We start from the raw sequence: 10,901 nt of genomic DNA, 5'->3' as shown, positions 1-10,901 counted from the left end.
AATGATATCCCCTAAAACGTTATATTCGTTATATGACAAATCACCACATGGGTGATAGTTCAGGTTAATCTTCAGACTGGAAAGCAAGCGATAATGATAAACACATTTTACGCGGCGCGCGCTTTTTTTCATTGGCCCCAGCCCCTTGCTCTGCTGGATATAAATTTTCGTGTAATTCTAGGCCTTCGGGAATCAAAGGAACCGTTAACTGACTTAAGGGTGGCGCAGCAGTGATGACTATCCCTGGTAGTGTGTTAAAAATGCTTAATGTTGAAGCTGATGCTCAGCTAGAAATTGATGTCGTTCAAGGTGCATTTACTGCCAAACCCATCTCAAAACATTTGCGTAAGCGTTATTCCTTGCACGAGTTGCTACGAAGGGCCACCCTGGAGCCATTGGAGGAGGCTTTTTCTGTACATATGACGCATCTGTACATATAATGAACTTTATTGTTCATCTACTGTATATTTAAATGCGTCTACGGGAATTAATGGTTGCCCTAGAACACTGGGATACTACGGGCGTCTGGGCCTTTCCATCCAACACCTTGACGCTACTCTTCCCAGGCGACGACCGGGCTCGACTGAAAGCGCTTGCGGCGCACCAGAACAGCGGGCTAATTGTCCGGGTGGCGCGCGGGCTTTATATCAATCCACGAGCACGCTGCTTACCCAACGACCTACTCGCCGCCCTGGTCCCCTTTCTTCGGCCGTGGGACCTGAACTACCTGAGCATGGAATCAGCGCTATCCGAAGCCGGCTGGATCTCTCAGATTCCTTCCCGCCTCACGCTGATGACAACAGGCCGGTCCCAAACTTTCCAGACGCCATACGGGGTCCTGGAATTCGTACACACCGCACGCCGGATCTCGGATTTACGTCTATATCTCAACTGGGACGAGCGGCGGAGCATCTGGATTGCGACACCGGACTGTGCCCTACGCGACCTGCGCAGAGTGGGCCGTAACCTCGACCTCGTGACTGAACCCACCCAAGAAACTTATGAACATGCGCACACAGAGTGACCTTCTGCAGTTGGCCGGCCGCTATGCGACGGAACGCCGCATTCCCGTTAATACAGTTGTGAAAGAGCTTCTACACTATGAAATCCTATACGCGTTGGGTCAGAGCGGCGCGTCCAACGCACTGACCTTTCAAGGAGGTACCGCCCTACGACTCTGCTATCAAGGCACCAGGTATTCGGAAGATCTCGATTTCGCCGCAGGTACCTCGTTCGATCCGGCAACGATGATGCCATTTGCAGATCTCCTGCAGCGAGAAATCGGCGAGGCCTATGGGTTGGAGGTTAATATCAAAGCGCCAAAGGATCGGCCAGCTTCTGACGGCGTGAACGTAGCACGCTGGAGTGCTCGCGTTCGAGTGCCGCAAGCGGACCCCAGCAATCCTCAAAACCAGGTAATCAACATAGAGGTAGCTAGCGTTCCCGCTCATGATCCTGACCTGGTGGCGGTTGCCGCAAACTATCCACATCTGCCAGCACCGCACAAACAAATGCTCATTCTGGCAGAATCAAAGCAAGAGATCCTCGCGGACAAGATCGTCGCACTAGGCGCTCGGCCCTTTCTCAAAGCTCGCGATATATGGGATATTAAGTTTCTGACTGACCTGGGTACCGAACTTGACTTTGATCTCGTTGGCCGCAAGCTGATCGACTACGGCTGGGAAGAAGCGCGATTCAAAGAGTGTCTCAGCGAACAGATTGAAAAACTAAAAACACCCGAGAAATCTGCCGCTTTTACACAAGAAATGTCCCGCTTCGTTGATGCCACTGTGATCAAGCAACTTGAGAACCCGGCTGTGATTCAAGCCTATCTAAAACGTGCATACGCCCTCGGGGCAAGCACTATTGACCATCCTTTTGCTGCCGCCTCTCAGCGGCCGATATAAAGTATTTCGAGGAAGTCGGGGGCGCACATTATAACGGTGATTGTTTTGTATTTGATCAGCGCACAGCATTAAATCCAGAGCTTAAGCCAACCGCTACGCTACAGTGCTTTGGCTGCCGCACCGTGCTGACTCCTGAAGCCCAGCGCTCACCCCATTATGTACCTGATAAACATTGCCAGCAGCATTGTTATGACAGGCGGGCCGCTGCCTAAATGATCTCTAGCTTTCGACGGGCTTAGACAGTGATAGATCCACTCGTTTTCAAGTGGACTTCAGAAGCTTTTCATCGATGATCGAGTCATCCCAGGCCATCACTGCGTATCGTAGTTGGCTTAAGGGCTATCCAGCGCCGGTCAGATCGCATCAACCCTCATCCGTGATGAACAGATGTTCCATTTCATGCACATCTGCTGCAGCGATACCCAACGCTTTAGCGCGGACTTTCCACGTCGCCACTACGGCGAACACTTTCTGGATGAGCAATGAAGCATCCATATTGCTTAACTTGTAATAGATTGCTGTTTCCAGTAATGCCTCTAACGATGGCTCATGTATGCCTTCGTCTATTCCCAACACATGTTCATCTTTTTTGACGGAGGGATTCATATCATAGGCCGGCGAAAGTCGCCATCCGCTCGGCGTACGTATAAAGCCATGATTGCGCAAGTGGTCGTCGCGGTTAGCCATTGTAATATTGAATGCGACGCGAACAAATAGCTCGCGGAGATCATCGCCGATGTACGCAGGGCTACCCTGCTCGGAGATAAACTGAGCCAGATCGAGATAAGTCGCGGGCTCCTGGTCCGTTTTGTTGAGCAATGTCATCGCCGACGTAAAAAATCGCCGCGCCCCATTTTCTCGGTCGAAGCGCTTAACCATGAACGTATGGTAGGCGTGACCTAAACGCTGAACACGTGACGGAGGAACGTTGATGCCGCAGGCACTCGCCATGTCATGCAGCAGCTTTTCCCATAAAGCCGCATCCTTGTCGTCGTCAGCTGCTGGAAATTTCGCTATCCATAGATCCCCCGCCTCGGAGAGGTTTGCCTTAGGACGCGCTCCGCCTAATGATGCTCCGGGAGCGACCAGTATTTTTAGCCACTGCCGTAATTTAGTCATGTCATCGATTTTTTTTCGAGACAACTCTAAGGCAACGTGCTGCAATTCAGCCAGGCTAGCAATAGGCGGAGCTGCGAGAAGTTCATTAGCAAGAAAGCCTTCGCTGCCCTCAGTGCTAAATCGCAGCGCACCCATGCGCGTATGGTCCTGTACTCCACAGAGAAATTCCCATGCTCGTAGTGTTATTTTTGTCCGACCCGCCTCCTTAGCTTCGATGGTCTCGCGACGTTGCATCAGTACCTGCCCCCATCGATCGGGGCACGAATCCATGAAAACACCAAAATTAGAGTTAACGGGGTAAAAATCGCCAGAATCAAGGGTCAATGCGGGGTCCAGTTGAAACACAACTGGACTTTTTAGCCATTCTTTGTCATAAGTGAAACGCGCTCCGTCATGCCCAACCTTATGCAGCGTCCCAATAATCTGAAGCGCTCCAAAAGCCGGGTCGTCCAACCAAACTTTCAGGCTCGGTTGTGATTTTTTCATGGCCATTTTCAGTCCTTGTCATCGACAATAGCGGTATTCACCGCCTCGGCGCCAAGCTCCTGCGCCGCTTCGACGTCGACTGAGTGACGCGTATTCTTTTGGGTTTGAATAGAGGATGTAACCGGTGCTCGCTTCCGCTGGAGAAGCTCTGCATCCTGAAGCCGGCGCCCAAGTACATCGTCAAGGGCGACAGCGCTTATATCTTTATCAAGCCCTAGCACGACCAGCACCTGGAAATAATTGCCCATTGTCACAGATGGATTTCCTGCTTCAATTTTGCTTAGTGTCTGGCGCGTCATGCCCGCACGAGCCGCCACCGTCTCGGCGGAAAAATGACGCCGTAGACGAGCATACTTAAGCCTTTGCCCAAGGTCAGCTAAGACTCGTATAGAGTTCGGGTATAACGTTGCGGATGGACTAGGCATAATGCAATCTATTTTATACAAAAATTGGTTTTTTGTTAATTATAGTTAACGCCTCTATGGAAAATAGCAATATAAGATCTCTTTTGCAGATTATATGCACCAAACCTACAATAGTACAGTTAACGTAAACTATTAAATACATAAATAAAACAATTTGAATATTATAGATTACATTGTATTATATTTTTTTGTAATTTTTCATGGGATCTTGGAAGTTGGAGTCGGAGAACTGCGCCGTCGGTTGTCGCCTCTTGATAAAATGGTTGACGTGCAAATTTTGAACTAGTACTCTACTATGTGCGCTGATTGCCTTGAAGGGTATCGGAGGTGTGTAAATCGCACAGGCTTTATATTATTGATGTCATTCATATAATTCTATCGATTCATGATGACCAAAATCAACGTCTTAGCTCCTCCTGCCACTCGCCGCGCATTGAACTCCAACCTGTTTCTAAGGTGGCTGTTTGCTCTCGGATATGTGCTCTCAGCAGGCCAATCTCAGGCTGAATCAAGAGCGCCGGCACCGCAGCAAACCTTCGAGGAAAAGCGTGTCTCACAACGCTATCTGAATAATCCAGCTATCGAGGCTTTTATTAGTGACTTAGTCACACGTCATCACTTCGAACCCAGCGCGCTACGTACACTTTTTGCGCAAGTTAAATATTCCACCCTATCTGTAAAGCTTGAGCAACGAACACTCGCCCCATCCCCCCGCGATTGGCATACGCATCAGTCACGCTTTCTCACAGCAGAGCGCATTAGCGCTGGTGCGCGCTTCTGGCGTACACATGAAGCAACTTTGCGACGCGCGCACCAAGAATTTGGCGTGCCGCCCGAGATTATTGTGGGGATCATTGGCGTTGAGACTTTCTATGGCCGTAATATGGGTAATCATTGTGTGTTAGATGTACTGACAACACTGGCTTTTGACTATCCAACTAAGCCAAACCAGTTGCAACGCATGGCATTGTTTCGCCAAAACTTGGAAGATTTTTTACTCTGGACCCGTGCTGCTGGTCTCGACCCAACTCGCGTTTTAGGCTCTTATGATGGAGGGATCGGTCTTGCGCAATTTATGCCAAGCAGCATTAGGCAATACGCCATTGATTATGATGGTGACCAAAAGGTCGATTTATATACAAGCGCTGCCGATGCAATCGGCAGCATCGCCAATTATTTGCACCAACACGGTTGGGAAAGTGGCCGGCCAGTGATTTGGAAAATCGCCTCCGATAACGGTAGCCTGGGTATTGCACAGGCAGCGGCAGATGGAAAAATCGAACCCCGCCGACCGCTGGGGCACTTGCTTAAAGCGGGTTTATTGCTTAATGAAACATTCAACACAGAGGCTGAATTAAGCACTCTGGTCAATATCATTGATTTACCCAACGTTAAGCAGCCTACTGAATATAAGCTCGGTCTGCGCAATTTTACTGTGATCTTGAAATATAACCGCAGCTTTTTTTATGCGCTTAGCGTTTATCAGCTTGGCCAGCAAGTTAAGCAGTGCTTGCAAATGAGTGAAAAGAAAGAGGTATAAGCCAAGAATGTGAGCGCTTTAGCGTTACCAGCGGCTTCATACAAGGGCACCACTTACTTCATTTTTCACTTTGGCTTATAGGACATGCCGCCAAGTAGCGCTGCTAACGGACGTTTTTGTGCTGGCTTAGAATGATGACCCGTGACAGCTTCCGTTTTTGCTTGCAGAGCTGAGTCAGAAGGTTGATAAGGTCGCGTGAAAAAATCGTCCAACTCTGCCGTCGGCCGACCGGCATCGAGCGAAGGCCGCTTGCCTGTTGCCCGCCGTGGGGAAAAATCACGATCGTGACGGTGTGTGCGATTTGCTGCGCGCGCCCTCTCAATCGTCAGCGGCTCACGCTCAAGCGGACGCTGAATGAGTTTCTCAATATCCGCTAGGTGTTTGGCTTCATGCGGGCTACACAACGAGAGCGCTTCGCCTGAAGCGCCCGCCCGGCCAGTTCGACCAATCCGGTGCACATAATCTTCTGCATTAAAGGGCAAATCAAAATTAATCACCGCGGGCAGCTCAACAATATCCAAGCCACGCGCAGCCACGTCAGTTGCGACCAGCACGTCGATTGCTCCCTGCTTGAAAGCATCAAGCGATTGCATACGCTCATTCTGGGTTTTATCGCCATGAATGGCTGAGACGACGATACCTTCATTTTCCAGTTGCCGCGCCAGCCGGCTAGCGCCGATTTTGCTATTGCAAAAAACGATCACTTGCCTTAACCCACGCTGGCGAATTAATTGGACCACTGCTGCCTGTTTATCGCCTTCTGCTACTTCGTAAACAATTTGGCGAACATTCGTGGCGGTTGAATTGCGCTGGGCCACTTCGATGGTGACTGGACTGCGTAAATAGCTCGCCGCTAGTTTTTTGATTTCATTTGAGAAGGTCGCCGAGAACAGCAAAGTTTGCCGTTCAGGCGGCAACATATTTGAGATGCGCTGCAAATCAGGCAAGAAACCCATATCCAGCATCCGATCTGCCTCGTCTAAAATCAGTATTTGGACTTGGTCTAATTGGGTATTTTTTTGCTGTATATGGTCCAGTAGGCGCCCAGGCGTGGCAATCAAAATCTCGACCCCGCGCCGTAATTCAGCGGCTTGCGGATTCATATCGATGCCACCAAACACGACGGTACTACGCAGCGCGGTATGTGCGGCATAGACACGCACATTTTTAGCGACCTGGTCAGCTAACTCGCGCGTAGGCGTTAACACCAATGCGCGCACTGGATGCCGTGCTGGCGAAGCGCTGGTGCTGGCGTAAGGCAGCAGCCGTTGGATCATCGGCAACGAAAAACCCGCCGTTTTACCGGTACCGGTTTGCGCCACCCCCATCACATCGTGGCCAGCCAGAATAACCGGAATGGCCTGCGCCTGAATGGGCGTGGGCGTAGTGTAGCCCTGCCCGGCCAGCGCCTTTAGAATATCTGCGTGCAGGCCAAAATGATCAAAACACGGCAAATCTCCGGCATCGGTTTCAGGCACGGATGAAATAAGCGTTTCAGACATCATGGCGTTTTTTTAAAGTAAAGGGCAGATATCCACCGTGGGTTTGCGCTAGCCCTGGGCATTCAATGGGTTGCAAAAACAGCCGTGGATTACACCACGGCACTTGTGCGCTCGGCCCGACGGCGCTCATTTTCTTTTAGGTTCCGCTTGCGCAACCGAATCGACTGCGGCGTCACTTCGACGAGCTCATCATCTGAGATAAATTCAACCGCATATTCAAGAGAGAGCTGGACCGGCGTCATCAGATCAATATGCTCATCCTTACCCGACGCACGCACATTGGTGAGCTTCTTTTCGCGAATTGGATTCACCACCAGATCGTTATCGCGGCTGTGAATGCCAATAATCATTCCTTCATATAAGGCGTCACCCGGGCGCACAAACATGCGTCCACGTTCTTGCAACTTCCAGAGCGCATAAGCCACTGCAGCGCCGTCATCTTGCGAAATTAGCACCCCATTGCGGCGTTCACCGATACTGCCTTCACGCAGTGGCGCATAAGAATCGAAAATATGGCTGATTAAGCCTGTGCCTCGCGTTAGCGTTAGAAATTCGCTCTGCAAACCAATCAGGCCACGTGCCGGCACACGGTATTCAAGGCGAGTGCGCCCACGTCCGTCAGACGCCATATCTAGCAACTCTCCCTTACGGCGGCCAATTTCTTCCATGACCCCGCCCTGGTGGCTATCTTCCACATCCACGGTAAGTAATTCAAGCGGTTCGTTCAACACACCATCAATCTCGCGCAATACCACGCGCGGACGCGATACCGCTAACTCATAGCCTTCGCGTCGCATGTTTTCAATCAGAATCGTTAAATGGAGCTCGCCACGGCCTGAAACTTCAAAGACTGTTTCATCAGTGGTGTCCTTCACTCGCAACGCAACGTTGTGATTGAGTTCGCGCATCAAGCGCTCGCGCAATTGCCTGCTCGTCACGAATTTACCTTCACGCCCCGCTAAAGGCGAGGTGTTGACACAAAAATTCATGGTCAAGGTTGGCTCGTCTACATTAGTGATCGGCAAGCCTTCTGGTTTGGCGGGGTCGCATATCGTTGCGCCAATGCCAATCTCCTCAATGCCATTAATGAGCACAATGTCACCCGCTTCCGCGCTGTCTACACTGACCCGCTCCAGCCCTTTGAATTTTTGGATTTGGTTGACTTTGCGATTCAGCACTTCGCCACCAGGCTCCATAACTAATGCAACCGCCTGACCCGTCCGTAGTGTGCCACGTGCAATCCGGCCAATGCCAATGCGCCCAACATAAGTTGAATAATCGAGCGAGGAAATTTGCAGTTGTAACGGGCTATCTGGATCATCGGCACGCACTGGTACGTATTGCAAAATCGCATCCAACAGCACACGTAGATCGCCTTCACGTACATTTTCGTCAAGGCCCGCGTAGCCATTCAGACCAGAAGCATAAATCACTGGAAAATCAAGCTGCTCTTCGGTCGCACCGAGTTTGTCGAATAAATCAAAAGTTTGGTTCACTACCCATTCAGCACGAGCGCCAGGCCGATCGACTTTATTCACGACTACAATGGGTTTCAGACCTTGTGCGAGCGCTTTTTTAGTGACAAAGCGGGTTTGCGGCATCGGGCCTTCGACCGCATCAACCAGCAACAATACGCTATCGACCATCGACAAGACACGCTCAACCTCGCCCCCAAAATCCGCGTGACCGGGCGTGTCAACAATATTAATATGCGTGCCGGCGTATTCAATCGCACAATTTTTGGCGAGAATGGTAATGCCCCGCTCTTTTTCAAGATCGTTTGAATCCATTACCCGTTCAACCATTTGCTGGTTTTCGCGGAAAGTGCCAACTTGGCGGAGTAACTGATCAACTAAAGTGGTTTTGCCGTGATCGACGTGAGCGATAATGGCGATATTGCGAAGCGCGCGGGTCATAAGATATTCTAGGATGGAAAAGCCAAAGCGTGTCAGCGCGTACTGCTTTGTACCACCGCATCGCTTGCTTGAAAGCTTTACATTTTAGCACATAATGCATATTGTATCTGGCTAATGCATATCGCACTTACAGTATAAATGACTACGATACCCTATAAATGACGGTGTACCCTATAAAGGATAAGGAAATATACACCTTCACTAGGACTTACAGTACGCTTAAGCCGTGAGACCGTCACCAGAATAGGAGGGGCAATGGCCGCGATGATTAAACACGTGACATGCATTTTGCTAGCAGGATCGATGATGGGTATCAGCATTATGCCCGCGGCGCAAAATACGCAGAATCGCGCAGAAGTCAAAATTGGCTGTGCAGTGCCAATCTCCGGAGCGCAAGCACATTACGGTCGAGATTTCCTCAATGGCGTGATTCTTGCTGTAGAGGAATTTAATGCAACTGACCCCATCATCGGGGGCAAGCCCATTCGGATCGTACTGAACACAATGGATGATCGGGCCGATCCTCGCATGGCGATTATGGTTGCCAAAAAGCTTGTCGATCAAAAGATTAAGGGGGTGCTCGGCCATTTCAATTCAGGCACCACGATCCCTGCCTCTCATGTTTACGCCAAAGCAGGCATTCCCCAAATCGCCATGGCCTCCGCCCCTCAGTACACGCAGCAAGGCTATAAAACCACCTTTCGCATGACCGCTTCGGATCTTCAGCAAGATGCCTTGATCAGCGCTTTTGTCGCTAAGAATCTGGGCCTTAAACGGATTGCCATCATTGATGACCGGACCACGTATGGTCAGGCGTTGGCAGATCAATTTAAACAAATCGCCACCGCAGAGGGAGTCGACATCGTTGGCCGTGAATACGGTAACGATAAAACCATTGATTTTAAGGCGCTATTAACCAGACTCAAGCGGATTAAGCCGCAAGCGATCTTCTATGGAGGGGTCGATGCACAAGCAGCAGCCGTGGTTAAACAAATGCAGGCACTCAAAATAAAAGCCGTATTAATCGCGAGTGAGGGCGTCAAATCAGAGACCTTCTTAAAGCTTGCCGGGCCAGCTGCCGAAGGCACCGTGGCCTTATCGATCTGTTTGTCGCCGGATAAAATGCCGCGCGGCAAGGAATATGCTGAGCACTATAAAAAGCGCTTTGGCGAGAATGTTCAGACCTATTCACCTTATGCCTATGATGGTGCGATGGCGATGTTGAACGCAATGAAAACCGCAGATTCAACCGAACCCGAAAAATATTTGCCATATCTCGCTAAGACCGAAATGCCAGCGATCACCATCAAAACGCTTGCTTATAATGCGCACGGTGACTTAAAGCAAAGCGATATGATGGTTTATAAAGTGGTTAATGGGCAATGGCAAACTTTATCTATTATTCGTGGGAAATAATCCCGCTCGGCCAAGCGCTCGCACAGTAACTTATGCTTTGAGCAGTGGTTGGTCGGCTCTCCACTGGCTCACCTACGTTCAAATTTTAGCCGATGCCAAGCGCGCTCTAGAAGAAGATGAAGCGAGCTTGACTCAAGCAGTACGCCAGGCACGTACGCTCTACGTAAGTAATGTAATTTTAGGATTTTAGCGGCGGTTACCAAGCTAGTCAGGCAGTGATCTATCTGGAAGGCTATAAAGAATATTTTGAGATCAGTCTTGCAAAATGGGGGCATCGTAGATTTTTTGAACTGCCCCCATCATCCCTATTGTTAGTTAACCTGCCTTATGCTGACGATAAGGATCATTCCTTAACCAATTGGCCAACCTTGGATTCTCCCATACCTGCGCCCGTGTCAAGCCAACATCTTTCAAAGTTTCATCATCCAGCAGCCCTAATTCCGAGCGCATACACGCAAGGCGCCATCTATTTTGTAATATTTTTAGCATTTTCCCTATAAAATTTACGAAAGCCATAACGATCCCCGCTTAGTTCATCGCTTTAAAATCAAATCGACATCAATCGATACTTTTCTAAAATAATCCATGGG

Annotated in this window: 10 protein-coding genes and 1 pseudogene; 6 read left to right on the top strand and 5 right to left on the bottom strand. The window is 49.9% G+C overall.

Features of this window, described 5'->3' with window-relative positions; genetic code table 11:
* Nucleotides 1-230 precede the first annotated feature (230 nt).
* The 4 genes and pseudogenes from NQD60_RS03905 to NQD60_RS03890 form a co-directional block, all read left to right on the top strand.
* Nucleotides 231-440: a hypothetical protein gene (locus NQD60_RS03905; protein ID WP_257101143.1), complete on the top strand. Its 210-nt coding sequence runs from the start codon at nucleotides 231-233 to the stop codon at nucleotides 438-440.
* Nucleotides 441-472: 32 nt separating this feature from the next.
* Nucleotides 473-1,024 (top strand): type IV toxin-antitoxin system AbiEi family antitoxin, encoded by a 552-nt coding sequence (locus NQD60_RS03900; RefSeq protein ID WP_257101142.1) that lies wholly within the window; start codon nucleotides 473-475, stop codon nucleotides 1,022-1,024.
* Complete coding sequence (locus NQD60_RS03895; protein WP_257101141.1) at nucleotides 1,002-1,907, top strand: nucleotidyl transferase AbiEii/AbiGii toxin family protein; 906 nt, start codon at nucleotides 1,002-1,004, stop codon at nucleotides 1,905-1,907. Before NQD60_RS03900 ends, NQD60_RS03895 begins: the two co-directional genes overlap by 23 nt.
* Nucleotides 1,904-2,119, top strand: a pseudogene (locus NQD60_RS03890) (sulfurtransferase); the annotation flags it as partial. The gene NQD60_RS03895 and the pseudogene NQD60_RS03890, both read left to right, overlap by 4 nt.
* Before the next feature lie 151 nt (nucleotides 2,120-2,270).
* Here NQD60_RS03890 and NQD60_RS03885 read toward each other — a convergent pair.
* Both NQD60_RS03885 and NQD60_RS03880 read right to left on the bottom strand, forming a co-directional pair.
* Nucleotides 2,271-3,512 carry a type II toxin-antitoxin system HipA family toxin gene (locus NQD60_RS03885; RefSeq protein WP_257101140.1) on the bottom strand — a complete coding sequence of 414 codons (1,242 nt, stop codon included), beginning with the start codon at nucleotides 3,510-3,512 and terminating at the stop codon, nucleotides 2,271-2,273.
* Between the two features lie 8 nt (nucleotides 3,513-3,520).
* Entirely contained in the window at nucleotides 3,521-3,937 is a 417-nt protein-coding gene (locus NQD60_RS03880; protein WP_257101139.1) for a helix-turn-helix domain-containing protein, read from the bottom strand.
* A gap of 385 nt (nucleotides 3,938-4,322) precedes the next feature.
* Between NQD60_RS03880 and mltB the strand changes: the two genes are divergently transcribed.
* A complete protein-coding gene (gene mltB / locus NQD60_RS03875) occupies nucleotides 4,323-5,477 on the top strand; it encodes a lytic murein transglycosylase B (protein WP_257101138.1) in 1,155 nt (384 codons plus the stop codon).
* 65 nt (nucleotides 5,478-5,542) lie between these two features.
* Here the strand turns inward: mltB and NQD60_RS03870 are convergent, their stop codons facing one another.
* Nucleotides 5,543-6,979 (bottom strand): DEAD/DEAH box helicase, encoded by a 1,437-nt coding sequence (locus tag NQD60_RS03870; protein WP_257101260.1) that lies wholly within the window; start codon nucleotides 6,977-6,979, stop codon nucleotides 5,543-5,545.
* An 89-nt stretch (nucleotides 6,980-7,068) separates the two neighbouring features.
* Nucleotides 7,069-8,895, bottom strand: coding sequence for a translational GTPase TypA (typA, locus tag NQD60_RS03865; RefSeq protein ID WP_257101137.1), 1,827 nt, complete (start codon nucleotides 8,893-8,895; stop codon nucleotides 7,069-7,071).
* Nucleotides 8,896-9,162: 267 nt separating this feature from the next.
* On the opposite strand from typA, the gene NQD60_RS03860 reads away from it, so the two are divergent.
* Nucleotides 9,163-10,311 carry a branched-chain amino acid ABC transporter substrate-binding protein gene (locus NQD60_RS03860; protein ID WP_257101259.1) on the top strand — a complete coding sequence of 383 codons (1,149 nt, stop codon included), beginning with the start codon at nucleotides 9,163-9,165 and terminating at the stop codon, nucleotides 10,309-10,311.
* A gap of 315 nt (nucleotides 10,312-10,626) precedes the next feature.
* On the opposite strand, the gene NQD60_RS03855 is transcribed toward NQD60_RS03860, so the two are convergent.
* Entirely contained in the window at nucleotides 10,627-10,827 is a 201-nt protein-coding gene (locus NQD60_RS03855) for a DUF1127 domain-containing protein (RefSeq protein ID WP_257101136.1), read from the bottom strand.
* Between the last annotated feature and the right edge of the window lie 74 nt (nucleotides 10,828-10,901).

The organism is Mycoavidus sp. SF9855 (assembly GCF_024582735.1).
Taxonomy (GTDB): Bacteria; Pseudomonadota; Gammaproteobacteria; order Burkholderiales; family Burkholderiaceae; genus Mycoavidus.
The sequence above is the reverse complement of the archived record's forward strand: the minus strand, read 5'-3'. Positions and strand labels throughout refer to the sequence as shown.

Excerpts from the sequence above, each read along its gene's own strand:
- NQD60_RS03900 (WP_257101142.1), top strand. The coding sequence starts at position 473 with ATGCGTCTACGGGAATTAATGGTTGCCCTAGAACACTGGGATACTACG.
- NQD60_RS03880 (WP_257101139.1), bottom strand. The coding sequence starts at position 3,937 with ATGCCTAGTCCATCCGCAACGTTATACCCGAACTCTATACGAGTCTTA.
- typA (WP_257101137.1), bottom strand. The coding sequence starts at position 8,895 with ATGACCCGCGCGCTTCGCAATATCGCCATTATCGCTCACGTCGATCAC.
- NQD60_RS03855 (WP_257101136.1), bottom strand. The coding sequence starts at position 10,827 with ATGGCTTTCGTAAATTTTATAGGGAAAATGCTAAAAATATTACAAAAT.
- NQD60_RS03870 (WP_257101260.1), bottom strand. The coding sequence starts at position 6,979 with ATGTCTGAAACGCTTATTTCATCCGTGCCTGAAACCGATGCCGGAGAT.
- mltB (WP_257101138.1), top strand. The coding sequence starts at position 4,323 with ATGATGACCAAAATCAACGTCTTAGCTCCTCCTGCCACTCGCCGCGCA.
- NQD60_RS03895 (WP_257101141.1), top strand. The coding sequence starts at position 1,002 with ATGAACATGCGCACACAGAGTGACCTTCTGCAGTTGGCCGGCCGCTAT.
- NQD60_RS03885 (WP_257101140.1), bottom strand. The coding sequence starts at position 3,512 with ATGAAAAAATCACAACCGAGCCTGAAAGTTTGGTTGGACGACCCGGCT.